At 45.6% G+C, this 21,183-nt stretch carries 25 protein-coding genes; 21 read left to right on the top strand and 4 right to left on the bottom strand.

Annotated elements, in window-relative coordinates; genetic code table 11:
• Positions 1-303: 303 nt before the first annotated feature.
• A complete protein-coding gene (locus QFZ80_RS09945; protein ID WP_164826760.1) occupies positions 304-480 on the top strand; it encodes a hypothetical protein in 177 nt (58 codons plus the stop codon).
• An 82-nt stretch (positions 481-562) separates the two neighbouring features.
• Here QFZ80_RS09945 and QFZ80_RS09950 read toward each other — a convergent pair whose 3' ends face one another.
• Positions 563-748: a hypothetical protein gene (locus QFZ80_RS09950; protein ID WP_171643455.1), complete on the bottom strand. Its 186-nt coding sequence runs from the start codon at positions 746-748 to the stop codon at positions 563-565.
• 130 nt (positions 749-878) lie between these two features.
• Here QFZ80_RS09950 and steA point away from each other — a divergent pair, with 130 nt between their 5' ends.
• From steA to QFZ80_RS09965, 3 genes are read left to right on the top strand one after another with little or no spacing between them, the layout of a single operon-like run.
• Positions 879-2,033, top strand: coding sequence for a putative cytokinetic ring protein SteA (steA, locus tag QFZ80_RS09955; RefSeq protein ID WP_307547045.1), 1,155 nt, complete (start codon positions 879-881; stop codon positions 2,031-2,033).
• Complete coding sequence (locus tag QFZ80_RS09960) at positions 2,030-2,761, top strand: glycosyltransferase family 2 protein (RefSeq protein ID WP_307547043.1); 732 nt, start codon at positions 2,030-2,032, stop codon at positions 2,759-2,761. The genes steA and QFZ80_RS09960 overlap by 4 nt, the downstream gene beginning before the upstream one ends.
• Complete coding sequence (locus tag QFZ80_RS09965) at positions 2,731-3,630, top strand: hypothetical protein (RefSeq protein WP_307558693.1); 900 nt, start codon at positions 2,731-2,733, stop codon at positions 3,628-3,630. The genes QFZ80_RS09960 and QFZ80_RS09965 overlap by 31 nt, the downstream gene beginning before the upstream one ends.
• A gap of 8 nt (positions 3,631-3,638) precedes the next feature.
• Here the strand turns inward: QFZ80_RS09965 and QFZ80_RS09970 are convergent, their stop codons facing one another.
• Entirely contained in the window at positions 3,639-3,896 is a 258-nt protein-coding gene (locus tag QFZ80_RS09970; RefSeq protein WP_307547039.1) for a DUF2627 domain-containing protein, read from the bottom strand.
• A 170-nt stretch (positions 3,897-4,066) separates the two neighbouring features.
• Here QFZ80_RS09970 and lpdA point away from each other — a divergent pair, with 170 nt between their 5' ends.
• The 4 genes from lpdA to QFZ80_RS09990 all read left to right on the top strand — a co-directional run bounded on the left by lpdA (position 4,067) and on the right by QFZ80_RS09990 (position 8,999).
• The gene (lpdA, locus tag QFZ80_RS09975) at positions 4,067-5,491 is read left to right on the top strand and encodes a dihydrolipoyl dehydrogenase (protein ID WP_307547037.1); all 1,425 of its coding nucleotides are present in this window, start codon (positions 4,067-4,069) and stop codon (positions 5,489-5,491) included.
• Between the two features lie 107 nt (positions 5,492-5,598).
• Positions 5,599-6,609: a thiamine pyrophosphate-dependent dehydrogenase E1 component subunit alpha gene (locus QFZ80_RS09980; RefSeq protein ID WP_307547034.1), complete on the top strand. Its 1,011-nt coding sequence runs from the start codon at positions 5,599-5,601 to the stop codon at positions 6,607-6,609.
• Positions 6,610-6,612: 3 nt separating this feature from the next.
• On the top strand, positions 6,613-7,593 hold the full coding sequence (locus QFZ80_RS09985) for an alpha-ketoacid dehydrogenase subunit beta (RefSeq protein ID WP_307547032.1): 981 nt from the start codon (positions 6,613-6,615) through the stop codon (positions 7,591-7,593).
• 53 nt (positions 7,594-7,646) lie between these two features.
• Positions 7,647-8,999 (top strand): dihydrolipoamide acetyltransferase family protein, encoded by a 1,353-nt coding sequence (locus tag QFZ80_RS09990; RefSeq protein WP_307547030.1) that lies wholly within the window; start codon positions 7,647-7,649, stop codon positions 8,997-8,999.
• Position 9,000: 1 nt separating this feature from the next.
• Here the strand turns inward: QFZ80_RS09990 and prli42 are convergent, their stop codons facing one another.
• Positions 9,001-9,129: a stressosome-associated protein Prli42 gene (gene prli42 / locus QFZ80_RS09995; RefSeq protein WP_307558695.1), complete on the bottom strand. Its 129-nt coding sequence runs from the start codon at positions 9,127-9,129 to the stop codon at positions 9,001-9,003.
• A 51-nt stretch (positions 9,130-9,180) separates the two neighbouring features.
• On the opposite strand from prli42, the gene QFZ80_RS10000 reads away from it, so the two are divergent.
• Positions 9,181-10,311 carry a M20/M25/M40 family metallo-hydrolase gene (locus QFZ80_RS10000; RefSeq protein ID WP_307547026.1) on the top strand — a complete coding sequence of 377 codons (1,131 nt, stop codon included), beginning with the start codon at positions 9,181-9,183 and terminating at the stop codon, positions 10,309-10,311.
• A 152-nt stretch (positions 10,312-10,463) separates the two neighbouring features.
• Positions 10,464-11,579 (top strand): DUF3866 family protein, encoded by a 1,116-nt coding sequence (locus QFZ80_RS10005; RefSeq protein WP_307555594.1) that lies wholly within the window; start codon positions 10,464-10,466, stop codon positions 11,577-11,579.
• On the opposite strand, the gene mciZ is transcribed toward QFZ80_RS10005, so the two are convergent.
• Entirely contained in the window at positions 11,479-11,685 is a 207-nt protein-coding gene (gene mciZ, locus QFZ80_RS38930; RefSeq protein WP_373460045.1) for a Z-ring formation inhibitor MciZ, read from the bottom strand. The two genes, QFZ80_RS10005 and mciZ, sit on opposite strands and share 101 nt — an antisense overlap.
• Positions 11,686-11,775: 90 nt before the next feature.
• Between mciZ and QFZ80_RS10010 the strand changes: the two genes are divergently transcribed.
• From QFZ80_RS10010 to QFZ80_RS10060, 11 genes are all read left to right on the top strand, one after another.
• Positions 11,776-12,330: an NUDIX hydrolase gene (locus QFZ80_RS10010; RefSeq protein WP_307547024.1), complete on the top strand. Its 555-nt coding sequence runs from the start codon at positions 11,776-11,778 to the stop codon at positions 12,328-12,330.
• Positions 12,331-13,509, top strand: a complete 1,179-nt coding sequence (locus tag QFZ80_RS10015; protein ID WP_307547022.1) for an endonuclease Q family protein — start codon at positions 12,331-12,333, stop codon at positions 13,507-13,509.
• Between the two features lie 61 nt (positions 13,510-13,570).
• Positions 13,571-14,212 (top strand): stage II sporulation protein M, encoded by a 642-nt coding sequence (gene spoIIM, locus QFZ80_RS10020; protein WP_307441682.1) that lies wholly within the window; start codon positions 13,571-13,573, stop codon positions 14,210-14,212.
• Between the two features lie 105 nt (positions 14,213-14,317).
• Complete coding sequence (gene fur, locus QFZ80_RS10025) at positions 14,318-14,803, top strand: ferric iron uptake transcriptional regulator (RefSeq protein ID WP_057306375.1); 486 nt, start codon at positions 14,318-14,320, stop codon at positions 14,801-14,803.
• A 180-nt stretch (positions 14,804-14,983) separates the two neighbouring features.
• Positions 14,984-16,099: an alanine dehydrogenase gene (gene ald / locus QFZ80_RS10030; RefSeq protein WP_307555592.1), complete on the top strand. Its 1,116-nt coding sequence runs from the start codon at positions 14,984-14,986 to the stop codon at positions 16,097-16,099.
• Positions 16,100-16,156: 57 nt separating this feature from the next.
• Positions 16,157-16,396, top strand: a complete 240-nt coding sequence (locus QFZ80_RS10035) for a DUF4227 family protein (RefSeq protein ID WP_307547021.1) — start codon at positions 16,157-16,159, stop codon at positions 16,394-16,396.
• 92 nt (positions 16,397-16,488) lie between these two features.
• Entirely contained in the window at positions 16,489-17,385 is an 897-nt protein-coding gene (xerD, locus tag QFZ80_RS10040; RefSeq protein WP_307555590.1) for a site-specific tyrosine recombinase XerD, read from the top strand.
• Between the two features lie 108 nt (positions 17,386-17,493).
• Positions 17,494-18,669 (top strand): phosphopentomutase, encoded by a 1,176-nt coding sequence (gene deoB, locus QFZ80_RS10045; RefSeq protein WP_307558698.1) that lies wholly within the window; start codon positions 17,494-17,496, stop codon positions 18,667-18,669.
• A 53-nt stretch (positions 18,670-18,722) separates the two neighbouring features.
• Complete coding sequence (locus tag QFZ80_RS10050) at positions 18,723-19,550, top strand: purine-nucleoside phosphorylase (protein ID WP_307547018.1); 828 nt, start codon at positions 18,723-18,725, stop codon at positions 19,548-19,550.
• 18 nt (positions 19,551-19,568) lie between these two features.
• Entirely contained in the window at positions 19,569-20,423 is an 855-nt protein-coding gene (locus tag QFZ80_RS10055) for a purine-nucleoside phosphorylase (RefSeq protein WP_307547016.1), read from the top strand.
• Between the two features lie 152 nt (positions 20,424-20,575).
• Entirely contained in the window at positions 20,576-20,899 is a 324-nt protein-coding gene (locus tag QFZ80_RS10060) for a flagellar protein (RefSeq protein ID WP_307558700.1), read from the top strand.
• Positions 20,900-21,183 lie beyond the last annotated feature (284 nt).

The following is a 21,183-nucleotide window of genomic DNA, read 5'->3' on the forward strand; positions in this document are numbered from 1 at the left end:
TTCCTTGTTTTGTGTTTATGATTTTGTTTAGTTAGCAATTGTTTCAGTGTAGGCGTCGTTCTGGATACGGGGTTGACTCCATGCCAGTGCAGTCGATTGATAGCAGGATCGAGCTTGCCTTCACGTAAACTTCGTTGTCGATTTTTTTGTGCTTGGGTTCGGGACATTGGGATTCCTCTTTTCCTCTTACAAATTTGATTGTTGCTCTTGTTAATTGTAAGTAATCAGTTGCCTAGCTGCAATGGAAAGTTTTCTTTTCAATTATATATTATTTATTCACTTCATTTAGAAAAGGGTGAGGGCTTGCGTATTCAAATTCAACTAGCTGTGTCGGGCGAAATGGTTAAGCAGGATGTACTTGAAATAGCGGAATATAAACTTGGTGAAATGACGGATGAAGAAATTGAAAGTGCGATTGAAATAAAAATCCGTACATGGGTAGATCGCATGGTGCAAGTTGAATGGGAAGTTATTGAATAACGAAGCAAGGAACGTTGATCAATTAGAGCTCCGAAGAGGATGAATCCCCTTCGGAGCTCTTTGTGTGCAATCCTATGTATGTTTAGTGAATGATGTTGCCCACTCCTGTCTTTTGTAAGGCGTGCTCCCAGCTAGGGTAGTAATACAGGGCGTTTTTCATAAGATCAGGATGCAGCTTCTTCACATTTTTTTTGGCTAGCGACTCTCCGGTGTTGTGAAGCTGTACAATGTGGCCTAACACTTCGTCTGCGCTCATGTTTAGCTCCATGGATGGTTCATCTCCTTTCAATAAGAATATAACCCAATACTTGCCATTGGATGGGTAAAATATACATAGAATATAGTGGCAAAGGGCAAAATAAGCAGGCCAAGAGACGAAAGGAAAGTCGGTGTCTATCATGAATTGGCCCTCGTTGTCATTGTTTTCTTCGAAGCCGCTGCCGCTCTGCAAAGGGAAGATTAGCGTAGGAGTGATTACGAAAGTATTGCTGCGTGATTTGCCTCCAGGCCGAATCGTTGTTCTTAAGCACCGTGACCTGGATGAAGTCATTGCACAGGAACTCATCGATCGTAAAGTCAAAGCGATCATTAATTGCCATCAAACGATGAGTGGTACCTATCCGACCCAAGGCCCTCTGCTGCTGCTGCAGCAGCATATACCGATTTGGGAAGTAGAGTCGTCGGCGTTCGAAGCCTTTGAATCAAATAAGGATATTGCGATTTATGAGGATAGGATCATCGTCGAAGATCAGCATATCTCCTGTACCGCATTTACACGTGAGAATTGGATAAGCTTACAGCAGCTTGCGAATGATCAATCCTCAAGGCTATTAGAGCAATTTATTGAAAATACGTTAACCTATGCTATTCGGGAGAAGCAAGCTGTTATGGAGCCACTGCCCTCACTCCCCCTAAGGGTAAATTGCGAGGGTAGGCATGTGTTGGTTGTTTCCAGAAGGAATGGGTATAAGAAAGATTTACTTGCCGCAAAAGCATTTATCTCAAAGGTCAAGCCGATTCTGATTGGGGTAGACGGGGGAGCCGATGCACTGCTCGAGTGCGGTTATCAACCGCATCTTATTGTAGGCGATATGGACAGTGTGACGGATCGAGCACTTTCGTGCGGCGCGGAGATCATTGTCCATGCTTACCCGAATGGAACGGCACCGGGAATGGCTCGAATAACTGCATTAGGGTTATTCGCGCATGTACTGCCTTGCTTCGGAACCAGTGAAGATGTTGCGCTTTTACTTGCCTTTGAGCAGCGGGGGGAGTGGCTAGTTACGGTTGGCGCGCATACCCATATGATTGATTTTCTGGAAAAAGGGAGGGAAGGCATGGGAAGCACGCTTCTTGTTCGGATGAAGGTAGGGGCGCGTTTGGTCGATATCAAAAGTATAGGCGCTCTGTATAAGCAGCCATTTCTATGGACGAAAGAGGTAGGCACCACTGTTCTTCTTTCCCTTTTCTTTATTGCTTTAGGGCTTTTTCAGCTTCACTGGATTTTGAAACGAGTTTCTCATGTTGTTTGGAAGCTTGGAGGTGAAGGATGAAGCCATATCTATCCATCATTATTCCAGCTTGGAATGAAGCAAGCAGGATTCCCAGTACACTTCAACATCTGTTGAATCAGGCCGACTTTATTAGGGGAGCGGGGATGAGATTCGAAATTATTGTGGTCGACGATGGCAGCGTCGATAATACCTATGAGGCTGCTTGGCCTTGGGTGGACAAGCTGGTCAAGCATGATCGCCGCCGCGGCAAAGGAGCGGCCATGCAATCTGGTGTCGCCAAGGCGAGCGGAGATCTGCTGCTCTTCCTTGACGCCGACCTTCAGGATACTGCCGGGGAGGCGCTCGTCCTCATCGAACCGCTGCTGCGGTGCGAAGCGGATATGGCGATAGCGAAGCTGCCGCCGTCCAGCGCCAAAGCAGGCTTCGGCTTGGTCAAGGGCTTGGCCCGCCGCGGTATTCACCGGCTCAGCGGCTATAAGACCGAAGCTCCCTTGTCGGGACAGCGCGCGGTGCGTGCTGATCGGCTGCGGGAGCTTGGAGGATTCGCGCGCGGCTTCGGCGTGGAAGTCGCGCTAACAATCGATGCGGTGCGGCATGGCCTGCGCATCGTGGAGCTGGACGTGCCGATTACGCACCGTGAGACGGGACGGGATTGGCACGGATGTGTGCACCGCGGCAAGCAATTCGTCGCGGTTGGTTTGACGCTGCTGACTCGCTGGAAGGAGAGGAAGCGGGTATGGTTCTCATCGGATCGATCCTCGATCTGATTGTGCTTGGAGCGGCAGGGTGGTGGATGCTGCCGCACGTAAGGCGCTTTCTGGAGGCCCATGGGCAGGTGGGGCCGAACTATCTTGGCCATACCATCCCTCGCGGGATGGGGGTCGTTCTTTGGCTGCTCTTATGGCTTCAGGAGCTGATTCTTCAAGGTGCCGTAAGTTTAGAATCTTCCGGCTTGATGGGCGAAACTACATTGCTGAAAGAACTGAGTTTGCTTGAAGAGAATAATCGGGTATTCACCTTTGCCGCAACATTCATTTTCTTATTAGGTTGGACAGATGATTTAATAGGCAGCAAAGCCGTAAAAGGTTTAAAGGGACACTTCCGGTATTGGATGGAGTCAAAGACTTTGTCGATGGGAGCCGTTAAGGCGTTAGGCACATTAACGATTGCCGTATGGCTTGTTTTAACGGTCGGAAACGATCAAACCCCCATCTGGCAGATGGGGGTTGAGCTGATACTGATAATACTCATGACGAATACCTTGAATTTGCTTGACGTTCGTCCAGGTCGTTCATTAAAAGCATTTTTGGGTAGTTCTTGTGCGGTTTTGCTTGTGGGACTGTATGTTTTGGGCTTGGAAACGAGTGTGTTTTTTCCAATGATCCCGGTATGCATGGGTGGATTGATCCTATATAGCCTTGATATTCGTGGCTTCGGGATGCTTGGAGATGCCGGATCAAATCTACTTGGTTTTACATTAGGTTATGGAATCATCATGATCTTACCTTGGGAGGCACAATGTGTGATTGTTTCAATAATCGGCTTCCTACACAAAAAAGCGGAGGTGAGTTCCATAACGCAAATGATTGAACAGAACCGATTCCTTCATTGGTTAGATCGTTTAGGCCGGACTTGAAGTTCGGTCTATTTGCGGCGGTTAGCTTTAAATCTTGGTGCCACATAATTTCGTTTACGATCACGGAAAAACGTCCATCCCCCAATAAAAGCAACACCTAGAAGAAACAAAATTAACCCTAGGATGAACTTTCCCCACAGGATATGACCGTCTGTATCGAATTGAGCGAAAAAGGCGTCCTTCATGGCAAGGAATCCATAGGTGGCTGTCAAACCGGGAATAACGAGAAGAAGAATAGCAATAAATCGATAAAATGGTGCTCTCATAGCTGCTCCTTACTTTGCATGATACATGTTTTTCTATCATCATACTCTGAATCTGTTAGTGTGTCTAATTCACAAATAAGACTATGATTTGGTGACCAAAAAAGGGTAATATAATAGAGAGAAGTGTATACATATGAGGTAGTAATCGTTTAATAGGGAGGAAATACATAATGAGTGAACATAGATATGATGTCGTAGTTCTAGGTGGTGGTATTGGAGGTTACACCGCGGCTATACGGGCTGCACAATTAGGGAAAACGGTGGCTGTCGTGGAAAGGGACAAGCTTGGGGGTACTTGTTTACACCAAGGCTGTATCCCAAGTAAATCTCTCCTTCGGAGTGCTGAAGTATACGCAACAATGAAGAAAAGTGAGGATTATGGCATTACTGCGGAGTCTATTGAACTGAAGTTTGACAGTGTGCTTAATCGTAAGCAACGTATTGTTGATCAACTGCATCAAGGACTGCAATTCCTGATGAAGAAAAATAAAATCACCGTCCATTACGGCAATGGCCGTATTATTGGACCTTCTATCTTTTCACCACGCAGCGGTGCCGTTTCTGTAGAGAAGGAAGACGGGGATATCGAAACGCTTCTATCGAGTAATTTGATCATTGCTACAGGTTCCAGACCGCGTAGTTTGCCAGGTTTAGAGATCGATGGTACACATATTTTAACGAGTGAAGACGCTTTGCGTATGGAGAATCTTCCGAAGTCAATCATTATTGTCGGTGGCGGTGTGATCGGTGTAGAATGGGCTTCGATGCTGAGCGATTTCGGCGTAGCAGTTACCATAGTTGAGCTGGATAAACGATTAGTGAGCTTAGAAGATGCGGATATTTCCAAAGAACTGGAGCGCTTGTTTAAGAAACGCGGCATTAACCTCGTTACTGGAGCAAAAGTGCTTCCTGATTCCGTGAAGGTGTCGGAAGGCAGTGTTACTTTACAAGCGGACAAGCAAGGGGAGATCGTTGAATTAACAGCAGATAAGGTGCTTGTTTCTGTTGGCCGAGTGGCCAATATTGAGGGAATTGGGCTTGAAAATACCGATATTAAAATAGATAAAGGTATCATTCGTGTGAATCGGTTCATGCAAACGACAGAATCACATATCTATGCGGTTGGCGACGTTATTGGAGGACTTATGCTGGCGCATATGGCTGGTCATGAAGGGATTTTGGCAGCTGAACACCTAGCTGGTCAAACTCCGCATGAGCTGCAAGCGCATCTCGTTTCAAAATGTACGTATACAAGACCTGAGATAGCTAGTGTTGGTTGGACCGAACAACAGGCAGTCGACCAAGGACACAAAGTGAAAATTGGCAAATTTAGCTTCAAAGGGATTGGAAAAGCACTTGTATATGGAGATACAGATGGCTTTGTAAAGGTTATAGCAGATAGCGAAACGAATGACATTCTGGGTGTACACATGATTGGACCGCATGTGACTAACAGCATATCCGAAGCAGCGCTTGCCCAGGTACTGAATGCGACGCCTTGGGAAGTGGGCCAAACCATTCATCCACATCCAACTTTGTCGGAAGCATTAGGAGAAGCGATGCTGGCTGTCGATGGGATTGCAATCAGCGGATAAAAATTGTAATCATAAACATTTGCGTTTATAATAAGCATATAGAGTCAAGTACTAGGACCAGGTAATAAATTTATGTGGTACTAAAATTTCTAAAGGAGGCAACCTCCATGTCTATTGGTCAACTATATAAACATAGAAGTTTAGGTTTGTCTGACGACGAAGCCGTTCGTATGTATACAGTTATGAGTCTTGCTGCTAAATATGATGAGCGAGCTTTCATGCTTCAACGCGCAGGTAAAATACCTTTTCACGTATCTGGAATGGGACAATATGCCGGTCAGGTAGGGATGGCTTTTGCGATGAAAGCGCAAAAAGATTATTTCTTGCCCTATTATCGTGACTATGCGTTTGTACTATCTGTAGGCATGACTGTGAGGGATTTAATGCTTGCGGTTTTTTGCAAAGCAGAAGACGTCAACAGCGGCGGCAGACAAATGGCTGGTCACTTTGGCGATAAGAAAAATCATATAGTCACGGGGTCGTCCCCTGTTACGACCCAAGTGCCGCATGCAGCTGGTATCGCGCTTGCAGCCAAAATGAAAAAGCAAGACTTCGTCACATTTGTTTCCTTCGGTGAAGGCTCAAGCAATCAAGGGGATTTCCACGAAGGCTGTAATTTCGCGGGTGTACATAAGCTTCCTGTTATTTTCGTTTGTGAAAATAATCAATACGCGATTTCCGTTCCTCTTCATAAACAAGTGGCTGGAAAAATCGCGGATCGTGCGCTGGGGTATGGGTTCCCAGGTATTCAAGTAGACGGCAGCGATGTATTAGAAATGTATCGGGTTACGAAGGAAGCAAGAGAAAGAGCAGCTCGTGGTGAAGGTCCAACGCTCATCGAAATGATTTCCTATCGACTCATGCCTCATTCAACGTCGGATGATGACATGCTGTACCGGACAAAAGAAGAAGTAGAACAGAACCGTCAAAAAGACGGCATCCTTAAATTCAAAGAATATTTAATGGAATGCGGACTATGGAGTGAAGATCAGGATCGTGACCTTCAGGAACGGCAAAAGCAAGAGATTAATGAAGCTACAAAGTATGCGGATCTCGCGCCTTATCCGAAACCGGAAGATACTCTCCTTCATGTTTACGCGGAAGGAGATGACAACTAAATTATGGCTGTAATTACATATTTGGAAGCAATCCGATCTGCCATGCAAGAGGAAATGCAGCAGGATGATAACGTCTTCGTACTCGGTGAAGATGTTGGTAAAGGTGGTGTCTTGAACACGACCAAAGGGCTGCGTGATTTGTTTGGTGAAGAGCGTGTTCTGGACACGCCTCTAGCGGAGTCTGCTATCGTAGGTGTGGCTATTGGTGCGGCGATGTATGGGATGAAACCGATCGCCGAAATTCAGTTCGCTGATTTCATCTTCCCAGCAACGAATCAAATTCTTAGTGAAGCGGCTAAGATTCGCTATCGTTCTAATAATGACTGGACATGCCCGATCGTCATTCGTGCTCCCTATGGTGCGACCGGAGCAGGTGCCTTATACCATTCCCAATGTCCGGAATCTGTTTTCTTCGGCACGCCGGGTGTTAAGATCGTAGCGCCTTCGAATCCATATGACGCTAAGGGGCTGCTGAAGGCAGCAATCCGAGATGCAGATCCTGTGTTATTCTTCGAGCACAAGAAGTGCTATCTGGCGTTATCTGCGGACGTGCCAGATGACGATTATATCGTGCCAATCGGCAAGGCTGACATCAAGCGTCAGGGTACGGACATTACGGTCATCGCCTACGGCATGGTTGTAAATTATGCATTACAAGCAGCTGAAGAGCTTGCGAAGGAAGGCATTTCCGCACATGTACTCGACCTGCGCTCCCTACAACCACTAGACAAAGAGGCTATTTTGGAAGCTGCTAGGAAAACGGGCAAAGTGCTAATCGCACATGAAGACAACAAAACAGGTGGCGTTGGCGCAGAAGTGTCGGCGATTATCGCCGAAGAAATGCTGTTCGAGCTTGATGCGCCTATCGCAAGACTTTGCGGACCGGATGTTCCGGCTGTGGGCAGCAATCCACCCATGGAGAAATTTTTCCTGCTCAATCCAGATAAGCTGAAGGATGCCATGCACAAGCTTGCTATGTTCTAATTTACATCTCATTTCCTTTAATTGATCAGTTCCTGAACTTAGGAGGTACACCCATGAACCAAACGAACAGCCGACTAACCGAGGTTACGGTACCGCATCTAGCGGAGAGCCTCGTTTCGGCTACAATAGGCAAATGGCTCAAGAAGCCTGGCGATTATATCGAACAATACGATGTGCTTTGTGAGCTTTTCACAGAGAAAGTGAATACGGAAATGCCTTCACCAATTGAAGGTACACTGGTAAAAATTATTGTCGGCGATGGCGAAACAGCTGCTGTTGGCGAAGCCATTTGTTTGATTGAAGAACCGGGTACAGTGTTAGCTAACGGACCAACCGCAGGAACTGCAGTTGCTAGTCATGCTGGAGCCGCGCTAGCGGAAGACTCAGACCAAAGCATGCGGGGTCGTTATTCACCAGCTGTGCACAGGCTTGCGCAAGACAATCGTGTAGATTTGTCTCGTGTTGCAGGGACGGGACTTGGCGGAAGGATTACGCGTAAGGACGTTGAGCAATTCATCGCTTCCGGTGGAGCAAAAGCAGCTCCTGCCGCCGTGCAAACGATTCAACCGGCAGCTGCTTTTGCTCCTCAAACCGCAGCACAAGTGGATTCGCAGCAAGACCACCAGCCTGTTCGCAGCTCCGGCATCCATTTATCCGCCAATCCGCAAACGCCGTTGATTGAAGCGGAAGGACATTCATTAGACGCTGGAAATGAGCATTTCATTGACGTTACGCCAATTCGTAATGCCATTGCTTCTCGTATGAAACAAAGTGTCACTGAAATTCCACATGCGTGGACAATGATAGAGGTGGATGTTACCAATCTCGTTGTGCTGCGGAATAAAGTGAAGGATGAATTTATGCGCAGCGAAGGGATTAACTTGACGTATTTAGCCTTCATGTTGAAGGCTGTTGTTAATGCGATTAAAGATTACCCGATCATTAATTCGGTTTGGGCTGTAGATAAAATTATCGTGAAACGCGATATTAATATCTCATTGTCGGTTGGTACCGAAGATTCGGTTATGACGCCGGTTATCAAAAAAGCGGATCAAAAAAATATCGCAGGACTAGCCAGAGAAATTGATGAATTGACGAAGAAAACACGTGCGGGGAAATTATCGCTGAATGATATGGTTGGCGGGACATTTACTGTAAATAATACAGGCTCCTTCGGTTCGATTCTGTCATATCCGATCATCAATTACCCGCAAGCAGCCATTGTGACCTTCGAATCGATTGTGAAGAAGCCTGTTGTTATTCAAGATATGATTGCGGTTCGTTCAATGGTTAACCTTTGTTTGTCCCTAGATCACCGTATTCTTGATGGTGTCATCTGTGGCAGGTTCCTACAGCGTGTGAAAGAAAATTTAGAAAGTTATAACGCGGATACAAAGATTTATTAGACTATGAATCAAAAAATAATCCCGCAGTAAACAATATGCTTGAGAGCAGCATCGTGATTAGCATTAGGTAAATCACGAGTTTAAACCAACGCTTATTCTGTAACAATGAAGATTCACTCCTTTTCGTCAAAAAGCTTGTTCGGTTTTATTGTAACTCATAGTGTGTATCGGAGGAAAGTGCATGATTCAGCAAAATCGTTTGGTGGAAGAGTTCATCTCCCTTGTGCAAGTAGACAGCGAGACGCGATTTGAGCAAGAGATTTGTGTCGTTCTTAAAGAAAAGTTCAGTCGTTTAGGGTTGCATGTCTTGGAAGATAATTCGATGGCGAAAAGCGGCCACGGATCAGGGAATTTGATCTGTACACTTGAAGCAACAGACAGCAATGCAGCTATTCCGACCATTTTCTTCACTTCTCATATGGATACGGTAGCTCCTGGGAAAGGTATCAAGCCGCAAATTGGTGATGATGGCTATATCCGCAGCGACGGAACGACGATCCTTGGCAGCGACGACAAAGCCGGTATCGCGGCGATGATCGAAGGCATACAAGTGTTAAAAGAGCAAAATATCCCACATGGTCGCATTCAATTCGTTATTACGGCAGGGGAAGAGAGTGGTCTGAAAGGCGCACGCGCCATGGACCGCAGCGTTATGGAAGCTGAGTTCGGCTTCGCACTTGATTCGAACGGAAGCATTGGCGATATCGCAACAGCAGCACCTGGACGTGCAGAAATAGAAATTATTTTCCACGGAAAGTCAGCTCATGCCGGGGTTAATCCTGAAGATGGTATCAGTGCCATCCAAGTAGCGAGTAAAGCGGTTTCGCGTATGTCGCTCGGTCGAATTGACAGCGAAACTACTGCGAATATTGGCAGTTTCTCAGGTGTAGGTCCTTTGAACGTGGTATGCGATAAAGTGAAGATGGAAGCGGAAGCACGCAGTATCGTTCAGCATAAGCTGGAATCGCAAATCGCCGCGATGAAAGAAGCATGCGAATCAGCAGCAGCTGATGCTGGCACCTCTTGTGAGTTTAATGCAGATATTGTGTATGCTTCCTATATGCATGATGACTCTGCTCCGATTGTACAATTGACCTCTAGAGCACTCTCAACACTGGGATTGACGGCTCGAACCTTCCACTCCGGTGGCGGCAGTGATGCGAATATCTTTAACGGAATGGGCATACCGACGGTTAATCTCGCTATTGGTTATCATGAAATTCATACAACAAAAGAACATATTGCCATCAGTGATTTAGTCAAAACAGCTGAATTACTCGTTGCTCTTGTGAAGGAAGCTGCGAGAGTTTAATTCACCTCTTTTCTAGAGAACCGATTAGTCTGCCAATGTCCTGGCATAGCTGGTCGGTTCTTTTTCATTTAATCACCGATAAAATGGGGTAGAACTAAATCAATCCACATATGCTTCGAGTAAGACACGTCCAGAAAGGGGAAACTGGCTTGATGATACGGGATGAGGGTATAGTTGCGGATATTATTTCGGTCAGAGAGGGACTTCAGATTGTTACGATATGGATGCGGAGCGGTGAGCTTGAGCGCGCTGTGCACTATACCGATACTTTGCCTTTGTTAAGTCCAGGGGACGTGGTTGATTTAAATGTAACAGCCATGAAGCTGAGGTTAGGTTCAGGGGGATTTCATATTGTAATATCCATTCGTGACCGAGGTTTGGATCATCATTCAGCATCTACATCATCAAGTGGACATATCATGAAGCTCAAATATACCCCGGTACAGCGAAGGGTGCTGGCTATTGAAGAGCCTGCCAGCTCGTTTCATTCTTCGTTTCAAGGTGACATGAATATAGAGGGGATGCCCGTCTTGCTAGGAGAATTGCACAGTATGCTGCCTGTCGTAATATGCTGGCTCAGATATCGGCATCTACAAAGAAAATCATCTGATCGTGCCTTGGAGGTGGCCTATATCATGACAGATGGGGGGGCTCTTCCACTTGCATGGAGTGAACATGTGGCCATGCTCGAGGAGATGGAATGGCTTAAAACAACCATTACTTATGGTCAAGCTTACGGAGGTAAGGTGGAGGCGGTTAACAAATTTAGCGCATTAGTTGCAGCGAAGCATGTAGTCAAAGCAGATATCTGCCTTGTAACCATGGGGCCAGGCATCGTGGGAACGAATACCCGATACGGTTTTTCAGGTCTTGAGGTTGGTGAACTCGTAAATGCCGTATATGCCCTTGGTGGGATTCCAGTGGTCATTCCGAGAATTTCTTTTGCTGATCCGAGGACTCGCCATCAGGGAATTAGTCATCATACACTTACTGCGCTGCAGCTGGCAGCGAGATGTCCGGCTGTAGTGCCTCTACCACTTTTGGAGGCAAAAGAAAGGGCTATTGTACAGAAACAAGCGCAGAATCTGCAGGTGCACCGAATTGTAGGCATGCCGAGCCCATCGATTGCGGAAATCGCAGAAGCTTTTTCTATGTATCCACAGCCCATTACCTCGATGGGAAGGGGATTATCGCAGGACCCCGCTTATTTCCAAGCGATTTGTGCGGCTGCGGATTGTGCAAGCCAGTTACATAATCCAATAGCGTAATGGTATTACCACCTTGCTGCAGCATGAGCTGTAATTGTCGTTTGATTTCCCAGGCCTTCCCTACAAGTCGAATTTGACGGTCGGTTACATAGCTCTTCATATCCATTTTCCTCTTTTCAGGTAAAATTTTGATATAATGAACGATATGCGTGAATGGGACAAGTTAGACCAACTTTAACAAGGGTGAGGTGTTTGTATGACATTACATAAAAAATTCGAAGAAATAACCATCAAGACCGAACCTATTTTCAAAGGTAAAATCATTTCACTTCAGGTGGATCATGTCCTACTCCCTAATGGGGAATCCGCAACACGAGAAATCGTAAAACACCCTGGAGCTGTAGCAGTGATTCCGCTGCTTGGAGATAAAATGATTGTTGTGGAACAGTATCGGAAACCGCTCGAGAAAAGTCAGGTCGAGATCCCGGCTGGTAAGCTGGATGCAGGTGAAGAGCCGCTTAAGGCAGCTTTACGCGAATTAGAGGAAGAAACAGGCTTTCGGACAGAAAATATCAAGCTGATCAGTTCCTTCTATACCTCGCCAGGTTTCGCGGATGAAATCATTCATCTTTATCTCGCAGAAGATTTGGTGAAGGGCGCTGCGAATCCGGATGAGGATGAATTCCTGGAATGTGAAGCGATTACTTTGGAACAAGCTCAGCAGTACATACGTGAAGGGCGAATTAGCGATGCTAAGACGATTATGGCTGTTTACGCCTGGCAGTTGTACCTTTTGACGGGTCAAATCTAAATGAATGCTTATTATGTTGATCTCCACATTCATATAGGTCGAACAGAGAAGGGACAAGCGGTGAAGATCAGCGCAGCGAATGACCTGACTTTCTTCAATATTGCACAGGAAGCTGCCGTCAGAAAAGGAATGGAGATCATCGGTATTATCGATTGTCACTCGCCTTCCGTCCAGGATGACATCATGACGTACTTGGATCGGGGAGAGATGCTGGAGCTGGAAGGCGGCGGTATCCGGTATCAGGACACGACGATTATGCTGGGCAGTGAAATAGAGGTGCGCGATCCAGGCATGGGCCCGGCCCATTTGCTTGCCTATATGCCTAATCTTACGGCGATGCAGGGGTTCACTCAATGGATGAAGGGTCACATGAAAAATGTGGAGCTAAGCTCTCAGCGCATCTATGTACCTGCTCGCGTACTTCAAGATGAGGTACTTGGCAGGGGGGGCATCCTTATACCCGCGCATATTTTCACTCCGCACAAAAGTGTATACGGAAGTGCGTCTTCTAAAATGGAGTACCTTCTTGATCTTAAGGGCATCTCTGCGGTTGAGCTTGGTCTAAGTGCTGATTCCGATATGGCCGGTTTAATTTCGGAGCTTGATCCGTTCACATTCGTTACCAACTCAGATGCGCATTCCCTTGGTAAAATCGGACGTGAGTACAACGAGATGAAGCTGGCTGCCCCTACGTATGAGGAGCTCGTTAAAGCGCTGCACCGTCAAGAGGAACGCGGTATAATAGCCAACTACGGCCTTAACCCTCGTCTAGGTAAATACCACCGAACCTACTGCAGCTTATGCGAATCCGTTCTGAATGAAAGTGAAACGTCCGCCGGGCGCTGTGCCGACTGTGGCAGCAATAAAATCATCAGAGGAGTCATGGATCGGATTCTGAACTTAGCGGACCGTGAAATGGCTTACCTCCCGCCTTATCGACCTCCGTATCATTTTCAAGTTCCACTAGAATTTATCCCAGGTTTAGGGCCTAAAAAGCTTGATCAACTTCTTCGCCGCTTCGGAACGGAAATGAATGTACTGCATCGCTCGACACCAGATGAGCTTGCAAGTGAAATTGGTGAAGAAATTGCTGCTTATATTGTAAAAGCGCGAGAAGGCACCTTACAGCTTGAAGTTGGTGGCGGGGGTAGGTACGGCAAAGTTAAAAATCGTTCATAGTTTCCAGCACTCACTCATAAGCTTGTCTTTGTAGAGGTTGACACAAGGAAGGAGCTGCGAGATGAATAGGAACCTAACGATGAAACAATATATGAAGGATAATTTACCGCTATTTATATTCGTCTCCGTACTTTTCATCATAGGGGTCGTGTTCGGCGCCGTGATGGTGAATGCACTTTCTTTGGAACAAAAGCAAGAAATGACTCGTCATTTGGGTAGTTTCTTTCATGAAATTAATGAAGGCGCTGAGTTTGACAGCAGGCAATCGTTCGTTCAAGCTTTCGGCATGCATATGAAGTGGATTTTATTGATATGGCTCTTTGGATTGTCTATTGTCGGGCTGCCATTGATTCTCGTTCTGGACTTTCTCAAAGGTGTGCTAATTGGGTTTACGGTTGGATATCTTGTCGGACAAATGTCATGGAAGGGCATGTTATTTGCACTTGTTTCCGTTGCGCCGCAGAATCTGATTGTTATTCCGGCTATCCTATTCTGCAGTGTAGCAGCTATGGCATTCTCGATCTATATGATCAAAAATCGCTTTATGAGCCGTAATGGAAACATATACCAGCCCTTTATGCGTTATACTACGCTTACCCTTCTGATGGGGGTATTCCTTCTTGGAGCAGCGCTTTGGGAAGGATATATGTCGCAATTGATGATGAGATGGGTAACGCCTATGCTTGTTGGTCTATATGGATAACAGATCCACTTATGTTTCTGTTTGACTTTGTCAGTCAGCTCCCCCTATAATAAAAAGAGTGGCTAAAACTGGGCTTGGATGCCCACCTTTCTGAGGGGGAGGCATATGGAAGCAAGGATCGAGAAGATTAAGCAGCAATTGCAATCCCAAGGGTACAAACTAACCCCTCAACGGGAAGCGACAGTACGCGTACTTTTAGAGAATGAACAAGATCATTTAAGTGCTGAAGATGTGTTTATGCTTGTGAAGGACAAGGCCCCAGAGATCGGACTGGCAACAGTTTACCGAACTTTAGAGCTCCTGAGTGAGCTGCATGTCTTGGAAAAAATGAATTTTGGCGACGGTGTCGCTCGTTACGATTTACGTGACGACAGTACACGTCATCATCACCATCACTTAATCTGCGTGCAATGCGGAGCCGTGGATGAAATTATGGAAGATTGGCTCGGACCATTAGAAGAACGGTTAGAGCAAGATTTTCATTTTCAAGTGCTAGATCATCGACTTGATTTTCAAGGTATATGCTATCGCTGTAACGATCGAGGAAAACCGGACTCATTGGACAAATCTAAAATAACAGTTTCTGAATAGAAGCTGTTTATACAATGAAAATGCCTGTAAGCACACCTTGTGCATACAGGCATTTTTGTGTTCTTTTCATATACTAGGTAATAAGAAAGTCGGATATTTACTCACATAATTAGCATTGAAGCATGGCACATTATGTTTAGGATAATAAGGAAGAAGGTAGCAACTATGGCTCAGCAAACGATTGTAGTCGGAGTTCCTAAAGAAATCAAAAACAATGAAAACAGAGTAGCTTTAACCCCTGGAGGAGCGGGTATGCTCTTGACGTCAGGACATCAAGTGCTTGTTGAATCTGGAGCTGGTGTTGGCAGCGGCTTCGGGGATGAGGACTATGTTCGTGAGGGCGCCGTTATTGTCGCGGAAGCTGCAGAGGTATGGTCTCTCAGCGATATGATTATGAAAGTTAAGGAACCATTACCAGCAGAGTATGGTTATTTCCGGGAAGGGCAGATGCTGTTCACTTATTTGCATTTGGCTGCAGCAGGAGATTTGGCTGAACATTTGCTTAGCAAGAAAGTGACGGGGATTGCCTACGAAACGATTCAACTTCCGAATGGCTCACTGCCGCTTTTGACACCGATGAGTGAAGTCGCGGGCCGGATGTCGGTGCAAATCGGCGCCCACTTTCTGGAAAAGTTCTATGGGGGACGCGGAATTTTATTGGGTGGTGTACCTGGTGTGCCGCCAGCTGATGTTATTATTTTAGGCGGAGGAATTGTTGGAACGAATGCGGCCAAAATGGCGCTAGGTCTTGGAGCTAATGTTGTCATTATTGAACGGAGTGCCGATCGGATGAGAGCTCTGGACGATATATTCGGGGGAAGACTGCGAACATTGATGTCTAATCCTCATAATATTGCGAGTGCTGTACAGAAGTCGGATTTATTAATTGGCGCTGTTCTTATTCCGGGAGCCAGAGCTCCAAGATTAGTAACAGAAGCTATGGTTCAAAGCATGAAGCCAGGCGCTGTAATTGTGGATGTTGCCGTGGACCAAGGCGGATCGATTGAAACGATTGACCGTGTGACAACACATAGCAATCCCACCTACGAGAAACATGGTGTTGTTCATTATGCTGTTGCCAATATGCCTGGTGCTGTTCCGAGAACTTCAACACTTGGGTTAACCAATGTAACGATACCTTATGCAATGGAGCTAGCCAATAAAGGTTTTACAGAGGCCGTAGCCTCTAATTACGCTCTACAATTAGGCGTGAATACGTACAAAGGGAGCGTAACGCATCCAGCAGTGGCTGAAGCTTTAGGAGTGCCGTATGTGAAGTTGTCCGATCTGTCATAATCAGTGCCCAAGCCTCATATCTTGATCATAAAAAGGGGATAGAAATGAGGGCTGGCTATGATATTTTCATATCGAAAACTCGTTGTTCGCTTACGCTTTATTTTACTTTTTATGACTTTGACTGTGATTCTATATCAAGTTATGCTTGTACTAACCGGTTGGATTCAACCTGTGAACAAGTACAGAGCACCAACGGGAAAGTCTGTTAAGGTGTTTGGCCAACATGAGCATGCTTCGGTTTCGGATACAGGTAAAATGAGTGACCGTTTACGTTTATTTTATTGGTATGGGGAATAAAGAAAGCGTAAAATAGAGGAGTTCTCACTGGAATCGTTGAATGCTATTCGGTATAAAGATATGGCATGATAACGAAGGAGTATATCGGCATGATGACGAATGACCTGCAATCCTTCATCCGATTTTTGACAGTTGAACGGGGACTATCACGGAATACACTGGAATCCTATGAAAGAGACCTACAACAATTTGTTGATTATCTACAACAGCAAGGTATCACAGCTTGGAGAGATTCAGGCAAAACTCACATTACAGGATACTTATCGCAGTTGAAAATGCTCGGACGAGCATCAGCAACCTTGTCTCGCAATATGGTTTCCATTCGAGCACTTTATCAATATTTAGTGAAAGAACGGGTAATGGATTCAGATCCAAGTATTTATGTAGATGCCCCCAAGCTGGAAAAAAAGCTTCCAAAAGTGCTGTCGATAAGTGAGGTAGAGAAGCTCCTCGAAGCACCACAACCCGAGCTTGTAAGCGGCGCACGTGATAAGGCTATGCTGGAATTGCTCTATGCGACAGGGATTCGAGTATCAGAGCTCATTTCTCTGAATGTAACGGATATCAATTTGCAGATGGGCTTCATCCGTTGTATGGGGAAAGCGGATAAAGAACGTAATATTCCTATAAGCTCAATCGCCATTCGGTGTTTAACGACCTATATACATAATTATCGGATGAAGTTGTTAAAAAAAACGATGGATGAAGAAGCCTTATTTATCGGCCATTTGGGAACCAGGATGACAAGGCAAGGGTTTTGGAAGATTTTGAAAAAATATGCAAACGAGATGAATATCGCGAATGAGATAACCCCTCATGCCTTGAGGCATTCCTTCGCTGCCCATTTAATTGAAAATGGGGCAGATCTGAGATCGGTTCAAGAAATGCTGGGGCATTCCGATATTTCCTCGACACAAATGTATGTTCAAGTCACCAAGCTCAAAATGAAAGATGTATACAACCTTGCACACCCAAGAGCGAAATTATAACCTCACAGCGGCATTTCCCCTAGGGGGAGGCTGCTGTTTTGCATTCTTAGAGTGGAAGTGAGATAATCGAGGGTGGATGACATTAGGAATTGATTTGGAGGGACAAGAGTGCGCTTTGAACGTATATGTTTAATTGTATTGGATAGCGTAGGCATCGGCGAATTACCGGATGCCAAGCAGTTTGGCGACAGTGGCGCTCACACACTAGGACATATTGCAGAGAAAGTAAGCGGATTTGCACTGCCTAATTTACAACGAATGGGACTAGGGAGTATAGCTGATATTAAAGGGATTCCTGCGACAGATTCACCAGAAGGATATTATGGAAAAATGGCTGAGGTGTCTGTTGGAAAAGACACGATGACTGGTCACTGGGAATTGATGGGGCTTCGAATCAATACACCATTCAATGTATTCCCTGATGGATTTCCTGAAAAATTGATTTCTCAATTTGAGCAGGAGACAGGTCGTAAGGTCATTGGAAATAAGCCGGCCTCAGGCACTGAAATTTTAGATGAGCTCGGAGAAGAGCAGATGAAAACAGGGGCTTGGATCGTTTATACATCTGCCGATAGTGTATTTCAATTAGCTGCGCATGAAGACATCATTCCGCTAGAAGAGCTGTATCGGGCATGTAAGATTGCCAGAAGGTTAACCATGCAGGATGAGTTTGCGGTGGGCAGAGTAATTGCAAGACCGTACCTCGGGGAGCCGGGTGCGTTCAAACGTACTCCGAATCGCCATGATTATGCTGTGAAGCCGCCAGCGCCTACGGTGATGAATCATTTGAAGGATGCTGGATTAGATGTGATTGCGATTGGGAAAATCAATGATATTTTTGATGGTGAAGGCGTTACAAAAGCCACATCAACAAAAAGCAATTTAGATGGCATTCAGAAGACAATAGAGGTACTAGGCTCTTCGTTCAAAGGACTGGCTTTTACGAACCTTGTTGATTTTGACTCGCTGTTTGGGCACCGTCGTGATCCTGAGGGCTATGGAAGATCACTGGAAGAATTTGATGCTTATGTGCCTCAGCTCAAAGCCGGTCTAGGACCGAAGGACCTATTAATCCTTACAGCGGACCATGGCAACGATCCCGTGCATCCGGGAACTGACCATACGCGCGAATACGTGCCTATTTTGCTATACAGCCCAAGCTTTCAGTCACCTGCTTCGCTTGGTATCCGTGGAACCTTCGCTGATCTGGGAGCAACCATCGCAGATAATTTTGGCGTAAGTGCAACCGATCAAGGCGAGAGCTTTTTACATCTTTTAAAATAATTTATGAAATATTCACTTTATGTGAACTGAAATCGCTTAGGAGGAATCAATCCATGTCCGATACGTCCATGATTCAAAAGATTCAAGAAGCAGCAGCATTTATTAGCAAGGAAACGAATATTAAACCCAAAATTGGACTGATTCTAGGTTCAGGTCTAGGCGTTCTTGCTGATCTTATTGAGCAACCTATCGTTGTAGACTACTCGAGAATCCCACATTTCCCTGTATCTACCGTGGAAGGGCATGCCGGAGAACTAGTCGTTGGTACTATCCAAGGCAAGCAAGTACTGGTAATGAAAGGCCGCTTTCATGCTTACGAAGGCTATGGCGCGGAGACGGTTTCTTTTCCAGTAAGAGTCATGAAAGAACTAGGTGTAGATACGTTGATAGTGACGAATGCAGCTGGTGGAATTAATGAATCCTATCAAGTTGGCGATCTTATGGTCATAAGTGATCATCTGAATTTGACATACCGCAATCCGCTTATCGGTCCGAATGATTCTGCTTTAGGTGTTCGCTTTCCGGATATGTCGGAAGCTTACAGCAAACGTCTACGTAAATTAGCGCACGAAGTGGCGGCTTCACAGAACTTCCACTTACAAGAAGGCGTCTATGTGGGACTCCTTGGTCCTAACTATGAAACGCCTGCAGAGATTCGCATGCTCCGCACACTGGGTGGCGATTCCGTTGGTATGTCGACGGTACCTGAAGTGATTGTAGCACGTCATGCAGGAATCGAAGTGCTTGGTTTCTCCTGTATTTCGAATATGGCATCAGGTATATTGGACCAGCCACTCTCCCATGCAGAAGTCATGGAAACGACGGAGAAAGTAAAGCCTAAGTTTTTGAAATTAGTCCTAGGCATTATTGAAGCACTTTAACTAGAAGAGGAGAACAAAATGGAACTGACTTACATAGAGAAAATCAAAGAAGCAGCAAGTTTTATTGAGCAGCGTTTAGGCAGTGTTAAGCCTGTTATCGGATTAGTTTTGGGATCAGGCTTAGGAGATATGGCAAATCAGGTTGAGCAGCCCATAGCCATCGATTACAGCGAGGTTCCTCACTTTCCCGTTTCAACCGTTGAAGGTCATGAAGGTCGCTTTGTTGTAGGTACACTAGAAGGTAAGCAAGTCATCGTTATGCAGGGACGTTTTCATTATTACGAAGGCTACGATATGAAAAAGGTTGTATTTCCTGTTTATGTCATGAAAGCGATTGGCGTTCAGACGGTTGTAATGACGAACGCGGCAGGCGGCATGAATCGAGATTTCAAAGCCGGAGATCTTATGGTCATTAGCGACCATTTGAATATGACAGGAGATAACCCGCTTATCGGACCTAACCATTCTGATCTCGGTGTTCGTTTCCCAGACATGTCGGAAGCTTACAACCGCGAATACCGTAAGCTGGCTCATGAATTGGCACAAACAGTCGTTGGAGAAGATGGCGTGCCGCTGAAGCTGCAGGAAGGGGTCTATGCGGGGATTACAGGACCAACCTACTGTACTCCAGCTGAACTTACGATGTTAGCTCGTATCGGTGGCGACGCGATTGGCATGTCCACGGTGGGAGAAGTTATTGCAGCACGTCATGCAGGTCTTAAGGTTTTAGGGATTTCTTGTATTACTGATATGGCGATAGGTGAAGAACTGGAACCATTGACGCATGAGCAGGTTGTGGCTGTAGCCAATAGGACGAAACCGAAGTTCATTGCACTTGTTAAGGCCTTTGTTCGTGAGGTCTGCCTGGGATAATTTGGCTATATTTTTTATAAACTTTTAATGAAAATAAGCTTCTGGGGACCTATGAATTCGGATAAAGTCATGCTAATATATAGTTAATTAGAACTATATTACTGGGTCCCGTAGATACGAATACCCATTCCAGAACAAGGATGTGATGGAGTATGCCAGTCCAACAATTAATGGTCGCTAACTGTCCTAGATGCGGGAAAGTGTTCCAGAAGAATTTGCGAAATCAATGTACAGATTGCAGTAGCAGCATGGATTCCATGCTCACGAGCAGTCTTGAATTTCTACGTAAAAATCATCGCTCAACGAATATACAATTCAGCGAAGCTACAGGTGTTTCACAAGAGCAGGTGCATACTTGGATCAAAGAGGGAAAGCTGCTGCTTTCGGATTATCCGAATTTGAACTATCCCTGCGCTTCATGCTCGAAACCGATTCGTGGGCAAAAAGCTATGCCCGGATTGCGCGTACCGAATTAATCGGGATATTAGAGAACTGAAAGAGAAAGACCGATCTTTTCAACCGCTTCTTAGAGAAAAACAAACCGTATCAGCTGGCGGATTCCAAATACGTGGAAGACTTAGTGGTGTGTAATTTATCACAAAATGGGCAATAGTAAAGATGATATCCCCCGCTAAGGGGGATGTTTTTTCGAAAGTCACATTCACAATTTTGTCACAAAATATTCAAGGATTTGCCACTGACCATGTATGGGATTGTCTGAAAATGTTAGGTAGAATAGATGAAGTGAACACATTATGAG

It is taken from the genome of Paenibacillus sp. V4I7 (assembly GCF_030817275.1).
Classification (GTDB): Bacteria; Bacillota; Bacilli; order Paenibacillales; family NBRC-103111; genus Paenibacillus_E.